The 25,278-nt window shown below is 63.7% G+C and carries 22 protein-coding genes and 1 pseudogene; 19 read left to right on the forward strand and 4 right to left on the reverse strand.

The window, feature by feature from the left end:
- Positions 1-16 precede the first annotated feature (16 nt).
- Positions 17-1,396, reverse strand: a complete 1,380-nt coding sequence (gene rimO, locus QOZ81_RS02740) for a 30S ribosomal protein S12 methylthiotransferase RimO (protein WP_291201963.1) — start codon at positions 1,394-1,396, stop codon at positions 17-19.
- Between the two features lie 99 nt (positions 1,397-1,495).
- On the opposite strand from rimO, the gene QOZ81_RS02745 reads away from it, so the two are divergent.
- A complete protein-coding gene (locus QOZ81_RS02745) occupies positions 1,496-3,115 on the forward strand; it encodes an adenylate/guanylate cyclase domain-containing protein (protein WP_291201960.1) in 1,620 nt (539 codons plus the stop codon).
- A 300-nt stretch (positions 3,116-3,415) separates the two neighbouring features.
- Here the strand turns inward: QOZ81_RS02745 and QOZ81_RS02750 are convergent, their stop codons facing one another.
- Positions 3,416-3,685 (reverse strand): hypothetical protein, encoded by a 270-nt coding sequence (locus QOZ81_RS02750; RefSeq protein ID WP_291201957.1) that lies wholly within the window; start codon positions 3,683-3,685, stop codon positions 3,416-3,418.
- A 531-nt stretch (positions 3,686-4,216) separates the two neighbouring features.
- Between QOZ81_RS02750 and QOZ81_RS02755 the strand changes: the two genes are divergently transcribed.
- The 5 genes from QOZ81_RS02755 to QOZ81_RS02770 all read left to right on the forward strand — a co-directional run bounded on the left by QOZ81_RS02755 (position 4,217) and on the right by QOZ81_RS02770 (position 7,777).
- The gene (locus QOZ81_RS02755) at positions 4,217-4,681 is read left to right on the forward strand and encodes a hypothetical protein (protein ID WP_291201954.1); all 465 of its coding nucleotides are present in this window, start codon (positions 4,217-4,219) and stop codon (positions 4,679-4,681) included.
- Positions 4,682-4,844: 163 nt separating this feature from the next.
- Positions 4,845-5,375: a hypothetical protein gene (locus QOZ81_RS02760; protein WP_300715337.1), complete on the forward strand. Its 531-nt coding sequence runs from the start codon at positions 4,845-4,847 to the stop codon at positions 5,373-5,375.
- Positions 5,376-5,724: 349 nt separating this feature from the next.
- Positions 5,725-5,931 (forward strand): membrane protein insertion efficiency factor YidD, encoded by a 207-nt coding sequence (gene yidD / locus QOZ81_RS16730; protein ID WP_441316720.1) that lies wholly within the window; start codon positions 5,725-5,727, stop codon positions 5,929-5,931.
- Positions 5,932-5,942: 11 nt separating this feature from the next.
- Positions 5,943-7,109, forward strand: coding sequence for an SPFH domain-containing protein (locus QOZ81_RS02765; protein ID WP_291201950.1), 1,167 nt, complete (start codon positions 5,943-5,945; stop codon positions 7,107-7,109).
- Positions 7,106-7,777, forward strand: a complete 672-nt coding sequence (locus tag QOZ81_RS02770; RefSeq protein WP_291201947.1) for a hypothetical protein — start codon at positions 7,106-7,108, stop codon at positions 7,775-7,777. Before QOZ81_RS02765 ends, QOZ81_RS02770 begins: the two co-directional genes overlap by 4 nt.
- A 479-nt stretch (positions 7,778-8,256) precedes the next feature.
- Here the strand turns inward: QOZ81_RS02770 and dcd are convergent, their stop codons facing one another.
- Both dcd and QOZ81_RS02780 read right to left on the reverse strand, forming a co-directional pair.
- The gene (dcd, locus tag QOZ81_RS02775; protein ID WP_291201944.1) at positions 8,257-8,790 is read right to left on the reverse strand and encodes a dCTP deaminase; all 534 of its coding nucleotides are present in this window, start codon (positions 8,788-8,790) and stop codon (positions 8,257-8,259) included.
- A gap of 66 nt (positions 8,791-8,856) precedes the next feature.
- The gene (locus QOZ81_RS02780; RefSeq protein ID WP_291201941.1) at positions 8,857-9,987 is read right to left on the reverse strand and encodes an FHA domain-containing protein; all 1,131 of its coding nucleotides are present in this window, start codon (positions 9,985-9,987) and stop codon (positions 8,857-8,859) included.
- 146 nt (positions 9,988-10,133) lie between these two features.
- On the opposite strand from QOZ81_RS02780, the pseudogene QOZ81_RS02785 reads away from it, so the two are divergent.
- The 13 genes and pseudogenes from QOZ81_RS02785 to QOZ81_RS02845 form a co-directional block, all read left to right on the forward strand.
- Positions 10,134-10,706 (forward strand): annotated as a pseudogene (locus QOZ81_RS02785) (GTP-binding protein); the annotation flags it as partial.
- A 410-nt stretch (positions 10,707-11,116) separates the two neighbouring features.
- Positions 11,117-12,589, forward strand: coding sequence for a glutamate--tRNA ligase (gene gltX / locus QOZ81_RS02790; RefSeq protein WP_291201936.1), 1,473 nt, complete (start codon positions 11,117-11,119; stop codon positions 12,587-12,589).
- Positions 12,589-12,933, forward strand: a complete 345-nt coding sequence (locus QOZ81_RS02795) for a hypothetical protein (RefSeq protein WP_291201933.1) — start codon at positions 12,589-12,591, stop codon at positions 12,931-12,933. Before gltX ends, QOZ81_RS02795 begins: the two co-directional genes overlap by 1 nt.
- 180 nt (positions 12,934-13,113) lie before the next feature.
- Complete coding sequence (gene proC, locus QOZ81_RS02800) at positions 13,114-13,929, forward strand: pyrroline-5-carboxylate reductase (protein ID WP_291201930.1); 816 nt, start codon at positions 13,114-13,116, stop codon at positions 13,927-13,929.
- A 182-nt stretch (positions 13,930-14,111) separates the two neighbouring features.
- Positions 14,112-15,821, forward strand: a complete 1,710-nt coding sequence (locus QOZ81_RS02805) for a glutamine--tRNA ligase/YqeY domain fusion protein (protein ID WP_291201926.1) — start codon at positions 14,112-14,114, stop codon at positions 15,819-15,821.
- A 218-nt stretch (positions 15,822-16,039) separates the two neighbouring features.
- Positions 16,040-17,113: an NADH-quinone oxidoreductase subunit NuoH gene (gene nuoH / locus QOZ81_RS02810; RefSeq protein ID WP_291201923.1), complete on the forward strand. Its 1,074-nt coding sequence runs from the start codon at positions 16,040-16,042 to the stop codon at positions 17,111-17,113.
- Positions 17,114-17,124: 11 nt separating this feature from the next.
- Positions 17,125-17,688 (forward strand): NuoI/complex I 23 kDa subunit family protein, encoded by a 564-nt coding sequence (locus QOZ81_RS02815; RefSeq protein WP_291201919.1) that lies wholly within the window; start codon positions 17,125-17,127, stop codon positions 17,686-17,688.
- A gap of 8 nt (positions 17,689-17,696) precedes the next feature.
- Positions 17,697-18,191, forward strand: a complete 495-nt coding sequence (locus QOZ81_RS02820) for an NADH-quinone oxidoreductase subunit J (protein WP_291201916.1) — start codon at positions 17,697-17,699, stop codon at positions 18,189-18,191.
- A gap of 8 nt (positions 18,192-18,199) precedes the next feature.
- A complete protein-coding gene (gene nuoK / locus QOZ81_RS02825; protein WP_366082998.1) occupies positions 18,200-18,520 on the forward strand; it encodes an NADH-quinone oxidoreductase subunit NuoK in 321 nt (106 codons plus the stop codon).
- Between the two features lie 7 nt (positions 18,521-18,527).
- Positions 18,528-20,432: an NADH-quinone oxidoreductase subunit L gene (gene nuoL / locus QOZ81_RS02830; RefSeq protein ID WP_291201911.1), complete on the forward strand. Its 1,905-nt coding sequence runs from the start codon at positions 18,528-18,530 to the stop codon at positions 20,430-20,432.
- An 8-nt stretch (positions 20,433-20,440) separates the two neighbouring features.
- Complete coding sequence (locus QOZ81_RS02835) at positions 20,441-22,048, forward strand: complex I subunit 4 family protein (RefSeq protein ID WP_291201908.1); 1,608 nt, start codon at positions 20,441-20,443, stop codon at positions 22,046-22,048.
- Positions 22,045-23,544, forward strand: coding sequence for an NADH-quinone oxidoreductase subunit N (locus QOZ81_RS02840; RefSeq protein ID WP_291201906.1), 1,500 nt, complete (start codon positions 22,045-22,047; stop codon positions 23,542-23,544). The genes QOZ81_RS02835 and QOZ81_RS02840 overlap by 4 nt, the downstream gene beginning before the upstream one ends.
- Before the next feature lie 151 nt (positions 23,545-23,695).
- On the forward strand, positions 23,696-25,270 hold the full coding sequence (locus tag QOZ81_RS02845) for an efflux RND transporter periplasmic adaptor subunit (RefSeq protein ID WP_291201904.1): 1,575 nt from the start codon (positions 23,696-23,698) through the stop codon (positions 25,268-25,270).
- The last annotated feature ends 8 nt before the right edge of the window (positions 25,271-25,278 follow it).

Consider the following 25,278-nt stretch of genomic DNA (forward strand, 5'->3'; position numbering starts at 1 on the left):
GCCAGGAAAGCCCCGACTAGGACCGCTGCCGGTTACGGAACGCCTGCTCGTAGGTTGCCGTGCTGGCTTCGAGGCCGCCCTCTTCGACTTCGCCGATGAGGTCATAGGCGTGGGCTTTCACGATGCGCACCATCTGGATGGTGTTCACCTGGGGGGCGCCGTCCACCAGCAGCACGTTGCCGTCGATCTCCGGGGCCTGGCCCGCGTGGCGGCCCTTGATGATGAGATCGGTCTCCTCGTGGGCGCCCTCCACCAGCACCTCAATGACCTGGCCCACCTTCTCCTGGTTCTTCTCCCGGGCGATCTTCTGCTGCAGCTCCAGCAGGCGGCGCTTGCGGGCCTCCTTGGTGCGCTTGGGGACGGGGTCGCCCAGGGCGTAGGCACTGGTGCCCTCCTCGGGGCTGTAGGTGAAGACGCCCACATGCTCGAAGCGCGCCTCCTGCACGAAGGCCTTCAGCTCCTCGAAGGCGGCCTCGTCCTCGCCGGGGAAGCCCACGATGAAGTTCGAGCGGATGGCGATGCCTGGCACGATGCGGCGCACCTTGTCGATGAGCTTGAGGAACGAGGCGCGGCTGCCCCCCCGGGCCATGGCCTTGAGGATGGCGGCGTCCGCGTGCTGCAGGGGCATGTCCAGGTAGCGGGCGCAGTTGGGCGTCTCCGCCATGGCGTGGAGGAGGCCGTCCGTGAGGCGGTTGGGGTAGGCGTAGTGGATGCGGAACCAGCGCAGGCCCTCGACCTGCCCGAGGGCGCGGACGAGCTTCTCCAGCGCATCGGGATCGCCGAAGTCGCGGCCGTAGTCCGTGGTGTCCTGGCCCACCAGGCTGATCTCCAGCACGCCCTGGGCCACCAGGTTCCTCGCCTCGGCCACCACGCTCTCGATGCTGCGGCTGCGCTGGGCGCCCCGCAGCTGGGGAATCACGCAGAAGGCGCAGGCATGGTCGCAGCCCTCGCTGATCTTGAGGTAGGCGCTGGCCTTGGGGGTGGTCAGCATCCGCGGGCTGGCCTCGGTGTAGAGGTAGTCGGGATTCGGGTTCAGCTCGAAGCTGGCGCCGGCGCCGATGATCTCGGCGATCTGCTCGATGTCGCGGGTGCCCAGGCAGGCGTCGATCTCGGGCATCTCGGCCATCAGTTCGTCGCGGTAGCGTTCGACGAGGCAGCCCGCCACGATGAGCTTCTCGCAGGCGCCCTGCTGCTTCATGGAGGCCGCCTGGAGGATGGCCTCGACGCTCTCCTTTTTCGCCGCATCGATGAAACCGCAGGTGTTCACCACCAGGATCTGGGCCTCCTCCAGCACGGGCGTGATCTGGAAGCCCTTGAGGCGCAGGTGGCCCAGCATGACCTCGGAATCCACGAGGTTCTTGGGGCAGCCCAGGGACATGAATCCGACTTTGGTCAACGCGCCTCCACACCCGCTCCGGGTGAACCTCATAGGTTACCGCACAGGGCCGATAAGGTCAGTAGCGCGTGTTAAACTCAGCACCCTTCCGGACATCCCATGAAGCTCACCCTCCAGGTTGACGGTGCCCTGCATCCCGTGACCCTCACGGAGGAGGGCGTGACCATCGGCCGGGGCGACCAGGCCACCATCAAGATCCAGGCGAACGCCGTGAGCCGGGTCCACGCCCGGATCTTCCTGAAGGATGGAAGGCCCCACGTCATGGACATGAAGTCCCTGAACGGCACCTCCCTGAACGGCACGACGCTCGCGGAACCCGCGCCCCTGCATCCGGGCGACACGGTCCTCCTGGGCGAGGCCATGGTGATGTGGGTGTCCGAGGGGGGGCCTTCCGCGCCGGCCTCGGGCCTGAACCTGAACCTGGCGCCCAAGGCCGTGGCCTCGAGGATCTCCCTGGAGGATCGCGCCTTCGACGCCTCCGGCTCCATCCTCGTGCCCCACGCCAGCCTGGAGGCCATGCTGGCCCAGGCCAGCGGCCAGCACCCGGCGGGCGAGGCGGTCACCCTGTTCCAGCGCCTGGCCAGCATGGCCGGCACCCTGCTGCGGGCCGCGGGCCTGGCGGAGCTGCTGGAGTCGGTGATGGGCCTGGTCACGGCCCAGATCCCCTGCCAGCGGGGCTTCATCCTGCTGGCCGACGCCACGGGCGAACTCGTCCCCGAGCTGATCTGGGAGGAGCAGCCAGGAACCCATGCCAACCCCATCAGCCGCACCATCGCCCGCACGGCTATGGACAACCGCGTGGCCATCCTCACCACGGATGCCCGCATGGATCCCCGCTTCAGCGCCGGCGAGAGCATCAAGATCCACGGGATCACCTCGGCCCTCTGCGCGCCGCTCATCGTGGAGGAGAAGGCCTTCGGGGTGATCTACCTGGAGACGAGCCTCAACAAGGGCGGCTTCAAGCGGGAGGACGAGCACCTGCTCAGTGCCATGGCCAACTTCGCCGCCGTGGGCATCCAGCGCGAGCGCGAGGCCAAGTTCCGCCAGCGCCTGGAGCGGTACCACAGCCCCCAGGTGGTGGACCAGATCCTGAAGTCCAGCCAGAGCAAGGAGGCCCCGGCCCTCCAGGCCCAGCGCTGCCAGATCAGCGTGCTCTTCGCCGACATCTCCGGCTTCACGCGCATGAGCGAGGGCATGGAGCCCCTGGTGCTGGCGGGCATCCTGAACCGCACCTTCGAGGCCATGACCGACCAGATCTTCAGCCGCGGGGGCACCCTCGACAAGTACATCGGAGACGCCATCATGGCCTTCTTCGGGGCGCCCAATCCCGATCCCGACCACGCCCGCCACGCCACCGAGGCGGCCATCGCCATGCAGGAGGCCCTGTACGACCTCAACGCCATGCGGCCCGAGGGCTATCCCGAGCTGAGGATGCGCATCGGCATCAACAGCGGCGAGGCCTTCGCCGGCGACATCGGCTGCGAGAAGCGCATGGACTACACCGTGATGGGCAGCACCGTGAACCTGGCCTCGCGCCTGGAGAGCTCCGTGGCCCGCCCGGGCCAGATCGTGGTGGGGCCGCGCACCGCCGAGCTCCTCGGACAGGAAGGGCTCCGGCAGCTGGGCGCCTTCTCGCTGAAGGGCATCGAGCAGGAGATCCGGCCCTTCGAAGTGCGCTGGGACCACGACTCGCCGACGGCGGTGCATGAATTGAAGTAGGGATGCCCGAGGAGATTGCCTTGACCGATGGTCCGCCGACAGACACCGCCAGGAGGCCCCGGGGCCCCATGGTCTTCGCCTTCGGTCTGGTGAGCCTGATGCCTTCTCCCGTATTCCTCCTCGTTTTCGCCGCCTAGAGCAGGGGTGGCAACGACCTGAAGGTCATGGCCGCACGCTCGCGATAGACGCCATCTTCTCGCTACCTGGGTTATGAAGCCCGGCGTCAGATTCCGCTTACCACGCCTAAAACCTGTTGTGGATCACGGAACGGACTCTGCTCGATAGCTCCGGGAAGGTACCTTAATAACGCTGCCCAGCCGGCCAGGTGCCGAAGGCCAGAATGCAAACCACCACGATGGGCCCAAAAAAGGGTACTAGCCAGAGGAATGCCATAGCGCCGTTGTAGCCCGCCTTTGTGAAGATGCGCCAAAAGCAGAAGATGGGGAAAGCCATCGCGCCGAGTAAGAGAAGGATCCAGAAGACGCACCCGAAAGCCATCAGGCCTGCGAGGGCGGCATCGTCGGGCTTGGTTTGGAGGAACGCCAGGGAGAGGGGGAAAGACTGGATCACGGGTGCCTCGTGGGAAGGTTTAATCCATGATATGACCAGCGCCTCCACAATGGTCGATCTCCGGAACGAACTTTCACACGGCATCAAGGCGGGGTCGTGTGCCAGCAAGAACAACCTTTCTTGACCCAGAGTTTTGCCTATCTAAATGTTAACAAAGGTGACACTTGAGGTCCACATGCCCCCTACAACCTTTGCCAATGACATCCAGGAAATTTTTTCGGTCTTATTTTGTGACATGCGTCATGGCTTCTATATAAAGCTTTATTTTTCATAATTTAGTCGAACACCCATTAATTGCAGCCGGGAGTATTACTTGAATCAGGTATTTTATACTGGACAGACCAATCCTCTGCTCGGTACAGTACGGTCGGAAACAAGCATTCTCTTAATGAAAAGGGCTTTATGATGGTGGAACTCATCAATTTATCGTGCCCCGGGTGTGGTGCTCGCGTCGCGATGGGAAACAATACCTGCGAATTCTGCGACGGACCGATTCTTATCACAACATTCAAAAGCGTAGCTGGAATGGGAATGGCTGAGGTGAATAAATATGCGAATGCTTACAGGAAGGCCCTCGCAGAAAACCCTGATAGCCTGGATCTCAGTATTTCGGTTGGCATGTGCTTTCTTAAGATGAAGATGTACGATAAGGCCCTCCTTGCCTTCGAAAAAGTCATGCCTGAAAATTTCGACAACTCGGAAGTCTTCTTTTATGCGAGCATCTCACTCCTACAGGGAAAGAAGGCATTCCTTCACTCAAGACCGGTTATTGATCGAATCCAGGAATACATCCATGCCGCACTGATGATTGAGCCCCGTGGAATTTACTACTATTTGCTGGCTTATATTAAGCACGATTATTTCAACCGAAAATATCTTAATACCAGCCCTACATGGCAGGAGGCCCTTGCTCAAGCAAAGACTGCGGGGCTTGCTGCAATGGATGTAGAACAGTTGTATGAGTTGCTTGGTGTGGAACGCCCCGAGCCGTTGTGACCCTACCCCCCGAGGCAAACGCCTCACTTCTCAAAACTTTTTAAGGAGTGGCCAAATGGCTCTTACACCGCAACAGGTTGAGCAAATGTGCAAGGGGAGGACCCCCGAGCAGAAAAAAGTAATTCAATACTTCAACCCGAAGGGGGGGTGCCTGAGTTCGGGGGTGCCCGACCAGGAGTTTGAGGCAATTTTGGGGAAGGCCCTGACGGGAACTGACTGGCGGAAGAAGGCTTTGGATAAGATTGGCCTTGATGAGTCAGAGGTAAGAGAAATTGAGCCTGTGCGGTTCGAGGGATATGTTTTTGATGGGAACGTATTCGTTAAAAGAGGTAAGGATGGTGTGTGGCGTAGTTCCGCTTACCAGCTCACCTGGTTGTTTTTCAGCTCCACCCAAGTGTATGTTTGGCAGAACACGTTCAATTTGAATGAGGGCGGGAAAAAGGAGAGAACCGAGGAATATTTCTATAAGGATATTACAAATTTCTCGGCACAGTCAGATACAGAAGAAAAGGAAACCCTGGCATCCGGGGGGTGCATGGGATCGCCGAAGGTCGTGCGGGAGCAGGTGCACACAAACCGCTTCCAGCTAACTGTGCCTGGTGAAAAACTTTTCTGCTCCATGCAGCAGAACGAGTACACAGAAAAGAGTATTCAAGGCATGAAGGCAAAGCTGCGCGAGAAGAAGAACGCTTAAAAATATTCTGAACTTGCTCCAGTTCGTGACACTACTCAAGCAGATGCGCCAACGGCGTTTGCCCCAAAGCGAGTCTCTGCCCCCTTCCGAAGAACAGAGACTCGCTGAGGAGTACTGCTGCACCCGTCCACTGAACCGGCCGGACAGTAGTTTGTTGAGAGCTGGGATTGTTTCTCTCATTTTCTTCGTGGTGGGCAGTACGTTTTCATTTGTATTGTTTTTCCTTCTGAAGGAGAAAGGATACTTTTTATACCTCCCGAAGCCCCTCAATTCGTTCGCCAGCATGCATCCCGTATGGTGGCGATGCTTTTTTTGGCTAGCGATCAATGGTGTGGGATTCGTTATTTGGATGCGAAAGGCATTGATTGGAATCATTCGTCTCTATCAGCGGTATGCTCCAGAGGATGTTCGCCGCCGATGCCTTTTTATGCCGACTTGTTCCGAGTATGCGATTCTTGTTCTGCAAAAGCATGGGGTCATTATTGGGTTGCTAATGATTTTCGATCGTCTTTGGTACCGCTGTCGTGGAACCATTTATCGAATTGATTACCCGTAAAGGAGAGATCCATGTCGATTATCGATCTTGTAAAGTGGGATGACCCCGGAAACTTGGTGGTTTGGAAATCCGACAAGTCCGAACTCACAACAATGACACAGTTGATTGTCAATGAGAGTCAAACAGCGATCTTGTTTAAAAATGGACAACGCTGCGACTTGTTTGGTGCGGGCCGCCATACTCTCTCTACTGGAAATATCCCTCTTCTTAATAAATTAATCAATCTGCCCTTTGGTGGCAAATCGCCATTCGCAGCAGAAGTCTGGTTTGTCAACCATGCGGTTCCACTTGATTTAAAATTTGGCACGCCCACGCCACTGCAGCTGGAAGATCCCGTTTACCAGATTGTTGTGCCCGTCCGAGCGTTTGGCCAGTTTGGCCTTCAAGTGGAAGATCCGGGATTGCTGGTCCATAAACTGGTCGGTACCCGACTCGGGATGGATCAGGAAACCTTGGTGGGGCACTTTAAGGGCATTCTGATCAGCCGACTTAAGTCACGAATTGCGCAAGTAATTGTGCGAGAAAAAATTGGTGTTTTAGAGATCGAAACACTCTTAGATGATATTTCTCGTTCACTTGAGGAAGCATACGCCCCGGATTTTGCAGAGTATGGCCTGGCGATGCGGGCATTCCGTATCATGTCAATCTCAGTGCCAGAGGATGACACATCAGTCCAGGAACTCAAGAGGGCCAAGGCCGCCGCAGCTCGCAGGCGAATTGAAGGTACGAATTACGCCCAGGAACGGGGTTTTGATGTTTTACAGGCCAGTGCCAGCAATGAGGGAGCAGGTGGAGGCTTTGCCTCGCTTGGTGTAGGTCTAGGCATGGGGCAAGCGATGGGGCAAATGGGCCAAGCTCTTATCGGGCAACAGTTTCAAGCCACATCCCCGTTCACGCCGCCATCCCCTGCACCTCCCCCGTTCGCACCCGCAACGGTGCAATTCTTTGTCTTTTTGAATGGCCAGCAGCAGGGGCCTTTTTCCATTGAACAGCTCCGCCCGGGGATAATTACGGGTGCATTCTCTGCGCAAACCCCAGTGTGGACGAGTGGACTGCCTGGGTGGTTGCCTGCCGGGCAAGTACCTCAGTTGGCAAGCCTGTTCATGCCAACCGCACCTCCGCCATTTCAGGACCCTGGGGGATCACCTCCACCGTACGGAGGGGAGGGGTTGAAATGAACCGCACCAGTGCTGGAGTACTGATTGTCGTAATTGGCGTCGCCGAATTGCTCATTGTCGGGTTGTTACTGCCGCATGATCGATGGCTGAACCAAGAAACCATGATAGCTCTCACCGGAGCCATCATCGCTTGGTCGGTGGTCACGGGGGTCGTTCTAGGTCAATTCGCACGTAGGGCTGAGACGGCTTCGGCGCTCGTGCAGTGGCCCTTGATACTCATCGCATTTTGTTGGGCGATTCTTAGTTCACTCCCTGTCGCATTCGCGGTGGAAATGACAACAAAATGGATAATTGGTTTGCATGCTCTGGCAGGACTCGCATGCACCGTTGTGTGGGTTATGACAAAGGAAACTGGCAGGTGGGTGGATAGCATTGAGGTGGAGATTGCGGAAACCTATGAGAACCACTCTGATCTGAAAAATGCTGTCGTTGAAGCCAAAGCCAAAATTGTGTCTTCGGGTCTTGACACCCCTACGGCTCAGCGGGCTCGCACGGTCCTTGACAGGACAGAAACCCTGCCGCGCCTGGTGCTGGATGGCCCTACAGGTGTGACCGCAGTGCAGTTGGTACGAAAGGTCGGATTGGCCGCAGGCGAAGGGGCGGAGAAATTACAAACAACCCTGTCAGAATTGAGCGAGTTCCTAGTGGCGGCGAAACGTCCTCGATAACCAATTTTATTCATTTTTTTCAGCTAAGAATTTTGCATTTTATTGCAATTCTTTCGCCACCACTATTGGATCGAGCAAATAAATTCCTTCGCTACTCGCCACTACAAAATTTTTCATTATCAATAATTTAATTTCTAAGATCGATTAAATTCATTTTTTATTATCATCAACTTTGGCTCCTCGCCAAATCACCCCAAGGAGACTTTATGATTTTACTTTTGTGCTCAATCATCAGCTTAATAGGTTGGATTTGGTTGGTTGTCACTGCATTTAAGGAAAGTCCCCAATGGGGCTTGTTGTGTTTGTTCCCTTTGATTAATCTCATTTTTGTTGTGAAGTATTGGGATGTAGCCAAGAGGCCTGCTCTTGTGATGTTGTCTGGTCAAGCTCTCCCTTTTTTACTTCTTTTGATAAGGGCTATTCACTAAAATCTTTTTGGGGCAGTCAACGATAGGCACCAAAATGTCCCCGAGGTGCCGTTATTCTTGTGCCTTCACGAAGTCCTTCCATAGCATCGAGGGCTGGATGCCGGAGTTCCGCTGGTACTTGCCGGACTCGTAGCTGTCGTACTCGCCGCTGATGGTGTGGTAGAAGATCTGGCAGATGGCCACGCCGGCGTAGATGCGCACAGGCTGGATGCAGCTGATCTCCAGGGTCCAGTAGCCGCAGAAGCCGATGTCGCCGAAGCCCGCTGTGACATGGACGAAGAGTCCCAGGCGACCCACGCTGCTGCGGCCCTCGAGCATGGGCACCATGCCGTGGGTCTCGGTGTATTCCAGCGTGCGACCCAAGTAGAGCCGGCCGGGCTGGAGGAGCAGGCCATCGGGCGGGATCTTCAGGAACTCGATGCCGTTGGGTTTGGCCATGTCGAGCTCGTGGTCCGTGTAGACCGCCAAGTCCTCCCCCAGGCGCAGGTTGTAGCTGTTGGGGTTGAGCTGGGCATCCTGCCAGGGCTCGATGCGGAGTCGGCCCTTCGCCTTCGCCTCGAGGATCTGCCTGCCGGTGAGGATCACGGGACCTCCTGCGCCAAACGGAAAGCGCCCGCGGATGCGGGCGCCAGCTCCGGGTTCAAACATTCATCAGCGATCGACCTTGATGACGACAGTCTTGCTGATCATGTCGTGCAGGCCCTTCCGTTCGACCGTGAAGAGGATTAACAGGTAGGGCACCACATTGGCCGCGAGGCTGATGATCTTCACGAGGAAGAGGCTGCCGCCGGTGGGCCGACCGGCCGCCAGGACACCCATGACGAAGAAGGCCGAGAAGGGCAGCGTGATGATCCAGGAGATGATGCCGTTCACGAGGTAACCCAGCATCCTCAGCACGGCCATGCCGAGATCGATCCGGCCTGTGGGATCGGATTCCGGAACCACGCGGAGCTTCATGATCTTCTTGCCGGGGGTGGCTCCAAACTTGATCCAGCACATGGGAACCAGGATCAGGTAGGCAATGAACAGGAGGATGGAGATGCAGCCAATTGCCGCGAGGGCTCCAAAGCCTCCTCCGACCCCGCCCACCACGATTGAGGCCGGCATGAGGAGAGCAGACACGATCTGAAGGGCGAGAATGGGCGAGTAGTCGATCAGTCCCGCGATCAATCGGCTGACAAAATCGCCCCTTTCGCCGGTGGGGACTGCGTCGTCGGGGGTGGGGGGAAGCAACGGGCCAAGAAACGATGGCGAGGAGGGGATCTTTTCTGCTTCCGGGGCAGACCAGGCGGCTGGAGGTGGGGCCACCGGCGGGACGGGCCTGGGGGTGGGCACGGGACCCGTGGCGACCTGATCCTGGATCTGGATCTTGGGTTCAGCCTCCGCCGGGGGCTTGCCGGCGTGGATGGCGGCCAGCTGGTCGGCGGACATGCGCACGGTGCCGCTGGGCGGGGGGGCGTCCATGGCGCTGATGGCCACGGTGGCCGCGACCTCGGGCCGGGGGTCCTGGAAGGTGAGCTGCACCTGGCCAAGGGTGATGCGGTCCCCGTCCCGCAGGGGGGAAGCCTGCACCCGATTGCCATTCACCAGCACGCCGTTGCTGCTCTGCAGGTCCTGGATCTCGAAGCCGCCGCCCACCTTGCGGATCACGCAGTGGTGGCGGCTGATGCTGGGATCGGGCAGGCGGAGGGTATTGTCCAGCTCCCGGCCCATGTGGACTTCGTTGTCGATGATTTCGAATTCGCGGATGCCCGCGCTTTCGTGCACCAGCAGTTTGGCCATGGGGACCCTCGGGAAGGTGGGATGGGCCGAAGTGTACCGCATCCCGGCCGCGCTGGGATAGGTTGGGGAGGGCGCGCGAATCACGCTTCTTTCTTGACGGGCCGAGGCGGACCCGCCAATCTTCCCCCACGAGACAAGGTGCAGGCATGGTGCTTTTCAACGCGGCCACCAAGGAGTTGACGGCCAAGATCGTCTACTACGGCCCCGGCCTGTGCGGGAAGACGACCAACCTCCAGCATGTCTACGACACGCTGCCCGGCGACGGGCGCGGCAAGATGCTCTCCCTGGCCACCCAGACGGACCGCACCCTCTTCTTCGACTTCCTGCCCATCGAACTGGGCACCATCCGGGGGATGAAGACCCGGATCCAGCTGTACACAGTCCCGGGGCAGGTCTTTTATGACGCCACCCGCAAGCTGGTGCTGCGCGGGGCCGATGCCGTGGTGTTCGTGGCCGATTCCCAGGCCCCGGCCCTGGAGAGCAACAAGGAGAGCTTCCAGAACCTGATCACCAACCTGCGGGATCAGGGCGGGGAGCTGGAGAAGATCCCCCACGTGATCCAGTGGAACAAGCGGGACACGCCCAATGCCCTGCCTGTGGAGACGCTGGAGCGGGAGATCAACCTCTTCGGCGCACCCACCTTTGAGGCCTGCGCCATGCGCGGGGAAGGGGTCAAGGAGACCCTTACCGGCGTGGCCAAGCTGGTGCTGAAGAGCCTCGCCGAGAAGTACGGCGGCGGCGTGGTGGAAGAGCCTCCCGTCTTCCTGGGCGGGCCTCCGCCCCAGGCCCCGCCGCCGGCCGCCGAATCCACCAAGCCCCTGGAGGTGGAGGAACTCTCCGCCGGGGAGCTTCTCGAGGAGATCGATGAGATCCCGGTGGAATCCGGCCAGGCCGCCCACGCCCCGGCCCCCGGCCATATGCCCCACAGCAGCGTGGTCGAAGTTCCGGTCGTGCTCGACCGCAGCCTCTTCAGCGGCGACTCCCCGGTGGAGATCCGATTGAAGCTGTACATCAAGTGATCTTTGGGGTTCCCTGCGAAAAACGCGGCCTTGCGCCGCGTTTTTCGTTAACGCGCGGACGGAGTCCGCGCGCTTGGGGCAAACTGGAGGATTGAATTCGAGGCCCCGCCATGTCCCGCCAGATCGTCACCCGCTTCGCCCCCTCGCCCACGGGCATGCTCCACATCGGCGGGGTGCGCACGGCGCTGTTCTGCTGGCTCTTCGCCCGCAGGCACGGCGGCCGCTTCATCCTGCGCATCGAGGACACGGACCTCTCCCGCAGCACCGACGACAACATCCGCATCATCGAAGAGGGCATGGCCTGGTGCGGCCTGGGCTGGGACGAAGGCCCGGTGGTGGGCGATCCCAGCCAGTGGAAGGGGCCCCACGGCCCCTACCGCCAGATGCAGCGCATGGACCTCTACCGCGCCAAGATCCAGGAACTGCTGGATCGGAACCTGGCCTACCGCTGCCGCTGCTCGCGCGAGGCCATCGAGGAGCGCCGCAAGACCGTGGAGGCCGCAGGCAAGGTGTTCCAGTACAACCGGGGCCTGGACCGCGGCAAGGGCTGCGCCGCCGCGAACCACGACGCCAGCGAGCCCGCCGCCATCCGCTTCCGCATGCCGGAAGAGGGCGACATCGTGGTGCCCGACCTCATCAAGGGCGACACCCGCTTCCCCGCGGACAGCCTGGACGACTGGATCATCGCCCGCACCGGCGATGGCCCCGGCGAGGTCGGCGTGCCCACCTACAACTTCTGCGTGGTGGTGGACGACACGCACATGGAAGTAACCCACGTCATCCGCGGCGACGACCACCTGAACAACACGCCCAAGCAGATCCCCCTCTTCGCCGCCTTCGGCACGGAGCTTCCGGCCTTCGCCCACGTGCCCATGATCCTGGGCGCCGACGGCGCCAAGCTCAGCAAGCGCCACGGCGCCACCAGCATCACCGAGTACCAGGCCATGGGCCTGCTGCCCTCCGCCGTGCGCCTGGCCCTGGCCCGGCTCTCCTGGACCCCCAAGATCGACGGCCGGGCCGTGGAGAGCGCCGAGGAGGAATTGCTCACGGACGACCAGATGATCCAGCTCTTCGACCTGGCCGACTGCCAGAAGAGCGCGGCCCGCTTCGACATGGACAAGCTCCAGTGGCTGAACCAGAAGCTCATCCAGCGCTCCCCCTGGCAGGAGCTGGAGCCCCACCTGCGGCCCTTCATGCCCGAGGCCTGGCAGGGCAAGCCGGACGCCTGGAAGGCCCAGGCCATCCAGTGCACCCAGAAGGGCAAGTCGCTCACCGACATGGCCGAAGCCCTGCGCTTCACCTTCGAGCGGCCCGCCGCTTTCGATGAGAAGGCCGTGGAGAAGTTCATGACACCCGCCGTCAAGCCGGCCCTCGCCGAGGTGGCCGCCCTCGCGGACTACAGCCATGAGGGGCTGGAGGCGACCTTCACCGCCATCCTCGAACGCCATGGCCTGAAGACCAAGGACCTGGCCCAGGCCCTCCGCGTGGCCCTCTGCGGCAGGCCGGTCAGCCCGGGCATCTTCGACACGCTCATGCTCCTGGGCCGGGACGAGGTCGTGGCCCGACTTGAACGCTGGCTCTGATGGATTTGGACGAGTTCACCCACATCACCCTGGCGGTGCTGGAGGACCAGGGCGCCGCGGCCTATGCGCCCACCATCATTGCCGACGACACCCTGCAGGTGATCCAGGGCATCCCCGAGGGGCTGGACCACCGGGAGGCCCTGCAGGAGACGGTGCTGCGGCTCGGCCTGGAGCTGTCCGAGTTCTACTTCGGGGTGAAGTCCGGGCCCGGCGAGGTGACCACGGGCTTCCATACGGCCGTCCGCACCCAGGTCCAGCGCATCTCCGAGATGCAGCAGGGCTTCGTGGTGTCCGGGCTGGAGGACTGCGCCTGGTGGACCCTGGGGCAGGGGCGGGACCAGTAACGGTTTTCACCCACACCCGGCCCGAGCCCGCTATGCTAACCGCATGATCCAGTCCACGGTCGTGCACCCGCGCCCTAGCACCTTGAGTGCGGGGGGGAGCTGCACGCCTCGCTGACCTGGATCCAGGTTCCGACATCCCCCCCGCCGCATCCGGCGGGTTTTTCGTTTCAGGGAGCACCCATGAGCCAGCACCCCAAGCTCGCCATCCTCGGCTTCGGCACCATGGGCCAGGCCATCAGCGCCGGCCTGGTGGAGGCCTCGGGCTACCCGGCGGGACGCATCCAGGCGGCCGACACGCATCCGGCCAGCGGCAAGGCCAGGGCTGCGGCCCTGGGCATCGAGCTCTCGAACCAGGTGGAGGCGGCCGCGAAGGGTGCGGAAGTGGTGCTGCTCTGCGTGAAGCCCAAGGAGCTGAAGGGGCTGCTGGACGGCCTGACCGCGGCGGGGGCCCTGGAGCACCGGCCCCTGGTGGTCTCCATCGCCGCGGGCACCACCCTGGCGTTCCTTTCGGACCACACGCCCGGGGGCACGCCCCTGGTGCGGGCCATGCCCAACACGCCCTGCTCCATCCGCCGGGGCATGACCGTCCTGGCGGCGGGGGAGGGGGTCACCGAGGCCCAGCTGGCCGCGGCCCGGGCCCTCTTCGAGCCCCTGGGCCGGGTCATGGATCTGGACGAGAAGCACATGGACGCGGTGACGGGCCTCAGCGCCAGCGGACCGGCCTTCATGTTCGTCATCCTGGAATCCCTGGCTGAGGGCGGCGTCCAGTGCGGCCTGCCCCGAGCCGTGGCCGTGGAACTGGCCGCCCAGATGACCCTGGGCGCCGCCTCCATGGTGCTGGAGACGGGCCGCCACCCCGCCGCCCTCAAGGACGAAGTGACCACCCCCGCCGGCTGCACCATCGCCGGCCTCATGGTCCTGGAGGACGGCCGAATCCGCTCCGTCGTGGCCCGCGGCATCGAGCGCGCCACCCAGGTGGCGGCGGGGCTGGGCTAACCGCGAAAAACCTTGAAACCGCGAATGGCGCGAATGGGCGCGAAAAATAAATCCACATGGATGGATGACGAATTTAGCTGTTCTTTTCGCGCGCCCGCAGGGCGATTCGCGTCATTCGCGGTTCCCACGGCTTTTTTATCTGTGGCCTTGGTATCTTTGAGGTTTGCTTCCTGTGAGCCCCGATGTCTGCTGATCTGCCCATTCCCGAACCCAAGAGCCTCCACTTCATCGAGGAGATCGTGGAGGCGGACCGCGTCACGGGGAAACATGGTGGTCGCGTGCTCACGCGCTTTCCGCCGGAGCCCAATGGCTACCTGCACATCGGCCACGCCAAGAGCATCTGCCTGAACTTCGGCCTGGCCAAGGCCTATGATGGCGCCACCAACCTGCGCTTCGACGACACCAACCCCGTGAAGGAGGACGTGGAGTACGTGGACTCCATCCGCGAGGACGTGCAATGGCTCGGATTCCAGTGGAAGGGCGAGCACTACGCCTCCGACTACTTCCAGTTCATGTACGACTACGCCGAGTACCTCATCGGGCAGGGCAAGGCCTATGTCTGCGACCTGACCGAAGCGGAGATCCGCGAGTTCCGGGGCAATTTCCATGTGCCCGGGAAAGCCAGTCCGACCCGGGATCGAAGCCCCGAGGAGAACCTCGACCTCTTCCGCCGCATGAAGGCCGGCGAGTTCCCGGACGGCGCCAAGGTGCTGCGGGCGAAGATCGACATGCAGGCCGGCAACATGAACCTGCGGGACCCGCTCATGTACCGCATCCGCCGGGCCCACCACCACCGCACGGGCGACGCCTGGTGCATCTACCCCATGTACGACTATGCCCACGGCGTGTCGGACGCCATCGAGACCATCACCCACTCCATCTGCACCCTGGAGTTCTCAGACCACCGCCCGCTCTACGACTGGTTCCTGGAGCAGGACGTGGACGGCAAGTTCTTCCAGCGCCCCCTGCCGCGCCAGATCGAGTTCGCCCGCCTGAACCTCACTTACACGGTCATGAGCAAGCGCCGCCTGCTGCAGCTGGTGCAGGACGGCATCGTGAACGGCTGGGACGATCCCCGCATGCCCACCATCTGCGGCCTGCGCCGCCGGGGCTACACGCCCGAATCCGTGCGGGCCTTCGCCGAGCGGGTGGGCGTGGCCAAGCGCGACATGGTGGCCGATGTGGGCCTGCTGGAGTTCTGCATCCGGGAGGATCTGGAGAAGCGGGCCCCCCGCCGCATGGCCGTGCTGCGCCCCCTCAAGGTGGTCATCACCAACATGACCGATGCCGAGGCCTTCGAGGTGGAAGTGGCCAACCATCCTGAAGATGTCGCCATGGGCACCCGGAAGCTGCCCTTCACCCGGGAGCTCTTCATCGACCAGGACGACTTCCGCGAGGAGGCGCCCAAGAAGTGGTTCCGCCTGGCGCCCGGCGCCGAGGTGCGCCTGCGGGGTGCCTGCCTCGTCACCTGCCGGGAAGTGGTCAAGGATGCCGCCGGGAACGTGGTGGAGCTCCGCTGCGAGTGGGACTCCGCCAGCCGGGGAGGCAACGCCCCCGATGGCCGCAAGGTGAAGGGCACCCTCCACTGGGTGAGCGCCGTCCACGCAGTGCCGGCCGAGGTGCGGCTCTATGAGCCCCTCTTCACCCAGGAAGATCCCATGGACGTGCCCGAGGGCCAGGACTGGAAGGCCCTCCTGAATCCGGGCAGCCTGGAGGTCCTCAGGGGGGCCCGCCTGGAGCCCTGCCTGGCCGACGCCCTGCCCGGCGAGCGCTTCCAGTTCGAGCGGACCGGCTACTTCACGGTGGACGCGGATTCCCGGCCCGGGCAGCCGGTCTTCAACCGGACGGTGGGGCTGAAGGACTCGTGGTCGAAGATCGAGGCCAAGCAGTGAGGTGATTCCCCGTACCGGGTGGCTCCGCTGCGCCACCCGGTGGTTGGGAGATCGAGGCTGGGGGCTGAAGGGGGGCTCCCCTCGGAGGCCACCTGGGGCTGTGACCCAGGTCGCATCGGGGCTTCGGGGGTTGTTTCCCCGCATGTCCGCAAGCCTGCGGCTCTGCTAGTCTCGATGGGTTGGGCCTCCCCGCGGGCGGCCCTGCCGGGAAGCCGCCCATGGACAAGCTTGCGAGCCTGCTGCACACGACGCCTGCCATCGTCTGGATGGTTTTGAAGGTCGTCATCGTCTTCGCCGGCGTCATGTCGCTGGCGGCGATCTTCACCTGGGTCGAGCGCCGGGGTTCGGCCATGATCCAGGACCGCATCGGGCCCAACCGGGCTGCGCTGTTCGGGAAGATCCGGATCATCGGCCTCGCCCAGATCCTGGCCGACGGCATCAAGATGTTCTTCAAGGAGGACCTGATCCCGACGGCCGCCAACCGGGGGCTGTTCTTCCTGGCGCCTTTCCTGGCCTTCGTGCCCGCGCTCCTCGGCTTCGCGGTCATCCCCTTCGGGAAGGATTTCGTCAGCGGCGGCGTGACCTATCACCTCTCCGTGCTGGATCCCGGCAACGGCATGGGCATGCTCTATCCCCTGGCCATCGGCGGCATGGCGGTCTACGGCGTGCTGGTGGCCGCCTGGTCCAGCAACAACAAGTGGTCCATCCTCGGCGGCATGCGGTCCTCCGCCGCCATGGTCAGCTACGAGATCGGCATGAGCCTGGCCGTGGTCAGCATCTTCATGACCGCCGGTGGCTATGACCCCTCGGAGATCATCCGGGCCCAGGAAGGCACCCTGTGGAAGGTGCTGCCCAACTGGAACGTCTTCCACCAGCCCCTGGGCTTCATCGTGTTCTTCACCTGCATGTTCGCCGAAACGAACCGCCTGCCCTTCGACTTCGCCGAGGGCGAGAGCGAGATCGTGGCGGGCTTCAACACCGAGTTCGGCAGCATGAAGTACAGCCTCATGGCCCTGGCCGAGTACTCGCACATGATGACGGCCTCGGCCCTCATCGCCACGCTCTACTTCGGCGGCTGGCAGGTGCCCTTCGTGAAGGATCCCTCGGTCCTGCTGTCCGTGGCCTGCTTCGTGGTGAAACTGGTCTTCTTCGCCTGGGTCTTCGTCTGGATCCGCTGGACGGTGCCCCGCTTCCGCTACGACCAGCTCATGAAGCTCGGCTGGAAGCGGATGCTGCCGCTGTCCATGGTCAACCTGGTCTTCCACGCCTGGCGCATGAGCCAGGGCCACTGAGGGGGGGGGCGATGGGCGTCGTCGTCAAGAAAGCCGAACTGAGCTGGCTGGACCGCACCTACGTCTGGCCGGTGATGAAGGGCATGGCCATCACCTTCGAGCACTTCATCAAGCAGCTCCTCACTCCGACCTCGAAGCGCTACACCATCCAGTACCCGGAGATGAAGAAGGAGATGCCCGATGGCTACCGCGGTCTCCACGAGCTCAAGCGGTTCGAGGATGGTGCCATCAAGTGCGTCGCCTGCTTCATGTGCCAGGAGGCCTGCCCGGCCCGCTGCATCAGCATCGAGGCCGAGGAGTTCAGCGACCTGAACATCACCCAGGGCTTCGAGGAGAAGCGGCCGGCCCAGTTCAAGATCGACATGCTGCGCTGCATCTACTGCGGCATGTGCGAGGAGGCCTGCCCCAAGGACGCCATCTGGTTGCGCAAGGACTACGAGGTGGCCGCCTACGACCGCCTGTCCATGCAGTACGGCAAGTGGGACCTGATGAACACCTACTCTGAGACCGACGGGAAGGCCCGCATCACCGAGGATCCCACCCCCACCGTGCCCCGCCGCACGATCGTGATGTAGGAGCGGCCATGTTCATCACCTTCGCCCTCATCACGCTCCTCAGCGCCCTCGGGATGCTGCTCCAGAAGAACGTCATCGTGGCGGGCCTGTTCATGGTGGCCACCTTCTTCGGCGTGGCCGGCCTCTTCGTGCTGCTGGCCAATCCCGTGGCTGCCGCCCTCCAGATCATCGTCTACACGGGCGCCATCATGGTGCTGGTGCTCTTCGTGATCATGATGCTGAACAGCCACGAGGAGGAGAAGGCGCAGTCCTCCCGGCCCGTGCAGACCTGGGTCTCGATCGCGCTGGTCGCCGCCCTGGCTTTCGGTGCCGTGAAGCTGGTGCTGGCCTCGCCCGGCCTGAAGGCCCTGGCCCAGAGCGGCGCCGTCGTGCCCGAGGCCATGACGCTACAGAAGGTGGGGATGACCCTCTTCGCGGACCACCTGCTGGGCTTCGAAGTGGCGGGCCTGCTGCTGCTGGCCGCCATGATCGGCGCGGTCGCCTTGACTAAGAGGAACCTGTGATGAGCGGCATGGACGCGATCCTCCAAGGCGGCCTCCAGGGGTACCTGGTGGTGGCCCTCCTCCTCTTCGCCATCGGCCTGGCGGCGGTGCTGCTCCGCCGCACCCTGCTCATGCAGTTCATGGGCGTGGAGCTCATGCTCAACGCAGCCAACGTCGCCCTGCTGGCCTTCGCCCGCTTCCGTGGGGGGGACAGCCAGGCCATGGTGTTCTACCTCTTCATCATCGCCGTGGCCGCCTGCGAAGCGGCGGTCGGCCTGGCGCTGGTCATCGGCCTCTACCGTCACCGGGACACCACCGACTCGGACCGGGCCGCCAGCCTGAAGCAGTGAGGATGCGATGAACAAGTACTACTGGCTCATTCCGATCCTCCCCCTGCTGGGCTCGGCCTTCAACGGCCTGCTGGGCAAGCGCGCCGGCAAGGGCGTCGTCACCATCGTCGGCCTCGGCGTGGTCCTGGGCTCCCTGCTCCTGGCCGCCTCGGCCTTCTTCGCCATGAAGGGCATGCCCGATCACCGCCTGGTGCTGAACTACGGCGAATGGATGGCCACCGGTTCCCTGAGCGTCCCCTTCGGCCTGGCCATCGACCCCCTCAGCGGCACCATGATGCTGGTCATCACGGGCATCGGCTTCCTCATCCACCTCTACTCCGTGGGCTACATGCACGAGGACGAGGGCTACTACCGGTTCTTCTGCTACCTGAACCTCTTCGTGTTCTTCATGCTCACGCTGGTGCTGGGCTCCAGCCTGGTGCTGATGTTCGTGGGCTGGGAGGGGGTGGGCCTCTGCTCCTACCTGCTCATCGGCTACTTCTACGAGACGGACTTCGCGCCGGACGCGGGTCTCAAGGCCTTCCTCACCAACCGCGTGGGCGACCTGGGCGTGTCCATCGGCATGCTGGTCCTCTTCGCCGCCTTCGGCACCCTGACCGTGTCCGACATCCTCACCCAGGCGGGCCACCTGGCCCCTGAGGTGGGCTTCGGCGTCCTCACTTTCGCCACCCTCATGCTGTTCTTCGGCGCCACGGGCAAGAGCGCCCAGCTGCCGCTCTACCTCTGGCTGCCGGATGCCATGGCGGGCCCCACCCCCGTCAGCGCCCTCATCCACGCGGCCACCATGGTCACCAGCGGCATCTACATGATCTGCCGCCTGGCACCCGTGTTCTCGCTCGCTCCCATCACCATGGACGTGGTGGCCTGGGTGGGCGGCGCCACGGCCCTCTTTGCCGCCACCATCGGCCTGGTGCAGCGTGACATCAAGAAGGTGCTGGCCTATTCCACGGTCTCCCAGCTGGGCTACATGTTCCTGGGCCTGGGCGCCTCGGGCTTCGCCGCAGGCTTCTTCCACGTCTTCACCCACGCCTGGTTCAAGGCTCTCCTCTTCCTCGGCGCCGGCAGCGTGATCCACGCCATGCACCACGAGCAGGACCTCTTCAAGATGGGTGGCCTCAAGACCAAGACGAAGATCACCTTCATCACGATGTTCGCCGGCACCATCGCCATCATGGGCTTCCCCGGCACCTCGGGCTTCTTCAGCAAGGACGAGATCCTCTACCTGGCCTTCCTGAAGTCCCCGGCCCTCTGGGTGATCGGCGTCATCGGCGCCTGCTGCACAAGCTTCTACATGTGGCGCCTGATGGCCCTCACCTTCTGGGGCGAGCCGCGCGACCACCACGCCTACGACCATGCCCATGAGAGCCCCCTGACCATGACCCTGCCCCTGATGGTGCTGGCCCTGGGCTCCCTGTTCTGGGGCTTCTGGGGCGTGCCCGAAGCCTTCGGCGGCCACTTCGCCGTGGGCGAGTGGCTGAAGCCGGCCCTCACCTATGGCCAGACCCATGCGGCCCACGGCCATCATGAGGGCCCGGCGGTGCTGCTCGCGATCATCTCCACCGGCCTGGGCCTGGGCTTCGGCTTCCTCGGCTGGTCGAAGTACAAGAACGGGCCCGCCGGCGAGCTGGCCTTCGCGGCGAAGTTCCCCTTCGTGCACAACCTGCTGCTGAACAAGTACTACGTGGACGAGGGCGTGGAGCTCTACCTGCTGCGGCCCACCCGCTGGTTCGGCAACCTGCTCTGGAAGCTCTTCGACGTGATCCTCATCGACGGCGTGGGCGTGAACCTGCCGGGCGCGCTGACGCGGGTCTTCGGCGACTTCACCGCCCTCCTGCAGACCGGCCGGGTGCGCAACTACGCGCTCAGCATGGCGCTGGGGACCGCGGTCCTCCTCTATGTCTTCCTGAAGTAGGTGGGGCGATGACCTGGCTGACCTCCCATCCCCTCTCCTTCCTGGTCTTCGCCCCGGCGCTGCTCGGCTTCGTGATCCTGGCGCTGCCCCACGCCCTGGGCCGCCTCTCCCGGATGCTCGGCTTCATGGGCGCCCTGGCCTTCTTCGCCCTCAGCCTGGCCTGGCTCCTGGGCCACGGCGGGGTGATGGTGACCGAGCGCGCCCCCTGGTTCACCCTGGTGGGCCTGCCGGTGGACTACGCCCTCACCGTGGACGGCCTGAACCTCTGGCTGGTGATCCTCACCACCTTCCTGGTGCCCCTCACCATGCTGGGCACCTGGAACAGCCTCAAGGACCGCATCGGCACCTTCGCGGCCCTGTTCCTCATGCTGGAGACCGGCATGCTGGGCGCCCTCATGGCCCAGGACCTGTTCTTCTTCTACCTGTTCTGGGAAGCCATGCTCATCCCGATGTACTTCATGATCGGGGTCTGGGGCGGCGACGAGTGCCGCTACGCCGCCAACAAGTTCTTCCTCTACACCCTGGGCGGCTCCCTGCTCTGGCTGGTGGCGCTGCTCTACCTGGCCAACAAGGCCGGCGGCTTCAACCCCACCCTCATGGGCCAGGCGGCCTCGCTGCTGCCCTTCAGCGTCCAGTGCTGGCTCTTCATCGCCTTCGCCGTGGCCTTCGCCATCAAGGTGCCACTCTTCCCGCTGCACACCTGGCTGCCGGACGCCCACGTACAGGCCCCCACGGCCGGTTCGGTCATCCTGGCCGGCGTGCTGCTGAAGCTGGGCGGATATGGCTTCATCCGCTTCGCCATCCCCATGTTCCCCCAGGCGGCCATGCACTACGCCAAGCCCCTGGCCCTGCTCAGCGTGATTGCCATCGTCTACGGCGCGCTGGTGGCCATGGTGCAGCGCGACATCAAGAAGCTGGTGGCCTACTCCTCCGTGAGCCACATGGGCTTCGTGATGCTGGGCCTGGCCTCGTTCACCGTGATCGGCACCCAGGGCGCCATGCTGCAGATGCTCAACCACGGCATCAGCACCGGCGCGCTCTTCCTCCTGGTGGGCATGCTCTACGACCGGGCCCACACCCGCATGATCGCCGACTTCGGCGGGGTGGTGACGAAGATGCCCGTGTTCACCACGTTCTTCCTCATCGTCACCCTCAGCTCCATCGGCCTGCCCCTCACCAACGGGTTCGTGGGCGAGTTCTGGATCCTCAACGGCACCTTCCTCTCCGGCTTCAGCTGGGGCCGCCTCTACGCCTGCCTGGCCACTTCCGGCGTGCTGCTGGGCGCGGTGTACATGCTCTGGATGTTCAAGCGGGTCTTCTGGGGTCCCGAGAACAAGGATGAGGACAGCGGCACCCACCACCTCCACAGCGACCTGAATGCCCGTGAGATCGCCGTCCTGCTGCCGCTGGTGGCGCTCATCGTCTGGATGGGGGTGCATCCCAAGACCTTCGTGGCCGCCAGCGAGGCGCCCGTCACGGCCCTGCTGAAGGACGCCGGGGCCCCGGAGCTCCGTACCTTCGTGTTGAAGCCGGCGGTGCATGAAGCCCCCGCCGCTCACGCCCCGGAGGTCCACGAGGGCACCCCCGGACCCGCCGCCCATGAGGTGCACCGATGAACCTCACTCCCAGCCAGTGGGCGGCCCTGCTGCCGCTGATCATCCCGGCCCTGGGCGCCTGTGCCGTTCCCCTCATGGCCCTCGACCGCGACCAGGCCACCGCGAAGTGGATCCGGGCGGCCATGTACGGCACGGCCCTGCTCGCCGTGGGCGCCAGCTTCTGGTACCTGACCAACCTGTGGCAGACCGGCTCCCAGCCGAGCTTCTACCAGCTGCGCATGGACCGGCTGGCCCAGTTCACCGGCATCTTCGTGCTGGTGGCCGCGGCCCTCACCATCCTCCAGAGCTGGGACCACTTCCACCAGGAAGGGTGGGTGAAAGGCGAAACCCTCTCCCTGCTCCTCTTCTCCGTGACGGGCATGCTGCTCTTCGCCGCCACCTCGCATTTCGTGGCCCTGTTCCTGGGGCTTGAGCTCTTTAGCATCCCCCTCTACGCCATGGTGGGCACGGTGCGCGCGCGCACCGAGAGCTCCGAAGGCGGCATGAAGTATTTCCTCACCGGCGCCGTGGCCTCCAGCTGCTTCCTCATGGGCGGCGTGCTGATCTACGGGCTGAGCGGCACGCTGGATCTGACGGCCGCGGCGATCACGCTCAAGGCCCAGGGGCTGGCCCTGGATCCCCTGGTGCTGGCCGGGGCGGCCCTCATGCTCATGGGCTTCCTCTTCAAGGTGTCGGCCGTCCCCTTCCACCAGTGGACGCCGGACGCCTATGAGGCTTCGCCCCATCCCATCGCGGGCTTCATGTCCGTGGCCACCAAGGGCGTGGCCCTCATCGCCCTGTTGCGCATCTTCCCAGGCAGCCTGGCGCCCCTGGGCGCCGTGGGCGTGAAGATGCAGGCCGTGGTGGCCGCGGTGGCCATGGCGACCCTGGTGCTCGGAAACCTCACGGCCCTGGTGCAGACCAACGTGAAGCGCATGCTGGCCTACTCCAGCATCAGCCATGCCGGCTACCTGCTCCTGGGCCTGGTGGCGGGCACCCCCGCTGCCTACAGTGGCATGCTGTTCTACCTGGTCATCTACCTGGCCATGAACATGGGCGCCTTCGGGCTGCTGACGGCCTTCGGGCTGGTCGGCGAGCAGACCACCTTCGATGACCTCCGCGGCCTGGGCTGGAAGCGGCCGGCCATGGGCGTCGCCGCGGCCATCTTCATGCTCAGCCTCGCCGGGATCCCCCCCATGGGCGGCTTCTACGGCAAGTACATGATCTTCCGCGAGCTGGTGGGCACCGGCCACGTCGGGATGGCCATCCTCGGCGTACTGGCCAGCCTCGTGTCGGCCTTCTACTACCTGCGGGTCCTGGTGGCCCTCTTCCTCCAGGCGCCCAGTGCCGAGGCCGAGCGGCTGGCCTCGGATCGGCCGGCCGTGCATGCCCCCCTGGCCGGCGCCACGGTGCTGGTCTGTGCCGCCATCGTCCTGGCCGGCGGCTTCCTACAGGCCTTCCTGGCGGACGGGTTCGCCCGGCGGGCCCTGGTGGATGGTCTCGGCCTCATCCGCTGAACCCTGCAAATCGATCCCCAAATAGCGCCGTTCGACCCCCGGATGAGGTCATTCGGCTTCAACCGGGAACGCGGGCTGGCGATCCATGCATCGTTATGCGAAGGTTAAGTTTGGGCTTGTCCCGGCCCCTTGATATGCGGAGCGCGGCGTCATGAAGCGGAACACCTGGATCGGTCTTGGCATTGGCATCGCGGTGGTGGCAGGGGGCACCGCCTATGTCCTGACCCGGCCCAAGGACGAGATCAAGTGGCGCTCGGGCAAGGTCGAACGGGGCAACATCACCCAGCGCATCAATGCCACGGGGGCGGTGAGTCCGGTGGTGCAGGTGGCCGTGGGCACCCAGGTGTCCGGCGTGATCTCAGCCCTCTACGTGGACTACAACAGCATCGTGAAGAAGGGGCAGCTCATCGCCCAGATCGACCCCACCATCTGGGAGACCCAGCTGGCCGACGCCAAGGCGGGCCTGGAGCGGGCCAAGACCAACATGGACGATGCGCGGCGCCAGTACGAGCGGGCCAAGCGCCTCGCCGCCGATAAGCTGCTGGCCGACCAGGACCTGGAAGCCAAGCAGGTGGCCTACCAGACCGCCGTGACCAGCATGGAGAATGCCAAGGCCTCCATGGACCGCGCCAAGGCCAACCTGGACTACTGCAACATCACCGCCCCGGTGGATGGCGTGGTCATCTCCCGTCTGGCCGACGTGGGCCAGACCGTGGCCGCCAGCTTCAGCACGCCAAACCTCTTCCAGATCGCCCAGGACCTCTCGGCGATGAAGGTCCAGGTGAACATCGGGGAATCCGACATCGACGAGATCAAGGTGGGGCAGCGGGCCATGTTCACCGTGGACAGCCTTCCGGACAAGCAGTTCACGGCCTCGGTGAGCCTGGTCCGCCAGGAGCCCATCACCACCCAGAACGTCGTGAACTACGTCGTGGAGATGATCGTTCCCAACGAGCCCCTGCCGGGCTCCGAGGAGGACGGCAAGGCCCCGGCCACCCGTGAAGCCGGGAAGGGCGGAGGTGGCGAGGCCGGAGGGCATTCCCGGGGGGCGGGGAAGGCCGGAGGCCAGGAGGGGGCACCGGACCCCGAGAAGGCCTGGGAGCGCATGAAGGACCGCCTGCCGGCCGGCACCACCAAACAGGAATTCTTCAAGCGTTTCAAGGAACGCCAGGCTGCTGGCGCGCTCAAGGCGATGCCGGCCGTCTCCGCGGCTCCGAATGGGGATCCCAGGGCCCTGGCCCGCATTCCGGGCGGCGCCAGCCAGCTGGGAGGACCGAAGTTCACGGGCAACCTGGCCCTGCGTTCCGGCATGACGGCCAACGTCACCATCAGCACCAACCAGCGCCGCGACGTGCTGCGCGTGCCCAATGCCGCCCTGCGCTTCAACCCGGCCGCCTTCCTCAAGGATGACAAGAAGGCCGACGGCCCCCGCCTGGGCCAGCCCGCAGTCATGGGTGGTGGCCCGCCGCGGCCCGCAGGCGCCCAGACCGGCACGGGCAGCAAGGGAGGCATGGTGGCCCGGCGGGAGGATCGCGTCTGGGTGCTCGAGAACGGCAAACCCAAGGCCATCGTGGTGAAGGCGGGCATTTCCGATGGGCAGTTCACCGAGGTGTCGGGCGAAGGCCTCACGGAGGGCATGCAGGTCCTCATGGGGGTCGACACCGCGAAACAGGCCAGCGGCTCTCCGGCGCCCCTGGGCGGCGCGCCCGGCGGCGGACGGCGCTAGCCGGAGGT

The organism is Geothrix sp., assembly GCF_030219325.1.
Taxonomy (GTDB): Bacteria; Acidobacteriota; Holophagae; order Holophagales; family Holophagaceae; genus Geothrix.

Coding starts and splice junctions, on each gene's coding strand:
- QOZ81_RS02745 (WP_291201960.1), top strand. CDS start 1,496: ATGAAGCTCACCCTCCAGGTTGACGGTGCCCTGCATCCCGTGACCCTC.
- QOZ81_RS02755 (WP_291201954.1), top strand. CDS start 4,217: ATGGCTGAGGTGAATAAATATGCGAATGCTTACAGGAAGGCCCTCGCA.
- yidD (WP_441316720.1), top strand. CDS start 5,725: ATGCGAAAGGCATTGATTGGAATCATTCGTCTCTATCAGCGGTATGCT.
- QOZ81_RS02765 (WP_291201950.1), top strand. CDS start 5,943: ATGTCGATTATCGATCTTGTAAAGTGGGATGACCCCGGAAACTTGGTG.
- QOZ81_RS02770 (WP_291201947.1), top strand. CDS start 7,106: ATGAACCGCACCAGTGCTGGAGTACTGATTGTCGTAATTGGCGTCGCC.
- QOZ81_RS02780 (WP_291201941.1), bottom strand. CDS start 9,987: ATGGCCAAACTGCTGGTGCACGAAAGCGCGGGCATCCGCGAATTCGAA.
- gltX (WP_291201936.1), top strand. CDS start 11,117: ATGTCCCGCCAGATCGTCACCCGCTTCGCCCCCTCGCCCACGGGCATG.
- QOZ81_RS02795 (WP_291201933.1), top strand. CDS start 12,589: ATGGATTTGGACGAGTTCACCCACATCACCCTGGCGGTGCTGGAGGAC.
- proC (WP_291201930.1), top strand. CDS start 13,114: ATGAGCCAGCACCCCAAGCTCGCCATCCTCGGCTTCGGCACCATGGGC.
- QOZ81_RS02805 (WP_291201926.1), top strand. CDS start 14,112: ATGTCTGCTGATCTGCCCATTCCCGAACCCAAGAGCCTCCACTTCATC.
- nuoH (WP_291201923.1), top strand. CDS start 16,040: ATGGACAAGCTTGCGAGCCTGCTGCACACGACGCCTGCCATCGTCTGG.
- QOZ81_RS02815 (WP_291201919.1), top strand. CDS start 17,125: ATGGGCGTCGTCGTCAAGAAAGCCGAACTGAGCTGGCTGGACCGCACC.
- QOZ81_RS02820 (WP_291201916.1), top strand. CDS start 17,697: ATGTTCATCACCTTCGCCCTCATCACGCTCCTCAGCGCCCTCGGGATG.
- nuoK (WP_366082998.1), top strand. CDS start 18,200: ATGGACGCGATCCTCCAAGGCGGCCTCCAGGGGTACCTGGTGGTGGCC.
- nuoL (WP_291201911.1), top strand. CDS start 18,528: ATGAACAAGTACTACTGGCTCATTCCGATCCTCCCCCTGCTGGGCTCG.
- QOZ81_RS02835 (WP_291201908.1), top strand. CDS start 20,441: ATGACCTGGCTGACCTCCCATCCCCTCTCCTTCCTGGTCTTCGCCCCG.
- QOZ81_RS02840 (WP_291201906.1), top strand. CDS start 22,045: ATGAACCTCACTCCCAGCCAGTGGGCGGCCCTGCTGCCGCTGATCATC.
- QOZ81_RS02845 (WP_291201904.1), top strand. CDS start 23,696: ATGAAGCGGAACACCTGGATCGGTCTTGGCATTGGCATCGCGGTGGTG.